1 pseudogene is annotated in these 255 nt (G+C 37.6%); it reads left to right on the top strand.

Annotated features, from left to right (window positions below):
* Positions 1-255, top strand: a pseudogene (locus ACYQ4S_RS12930) (ISLre2-like element ISAot1 family transposase); the annotation flags it as partial.

Here is a 255-nt window from a genome sequence, read left to right as displayed (position 1 = left end):
ACGCGAGACGATCGTCATTTCAAACAGTGATGGAGGCAGTGGTTACGACAAAGATAAATTCCATCAAATCATTGGCAAATGCCAGCGACACGAACATTTTAGAGATGCTTATCATGTAAACGAGAAATTCAAACAACGAATGTATTTTGATAAAAAGATGGAAAAGAAAATGAAAGAAGCTGTGCGTACATACGATTGGGATCGTATTGAAACCATAATCGCTACAACGGAGAGTCGCATTGAAATTAACAATGA

This window comes from Alkalibacterium sp. s-m-28, assembly GCF_054658175.1.
The sequence above is the reverse complement of the archived record's forward strand: the minus strand, read 5'-3'. Positions and strand labels throughout refer to the sequence as shown.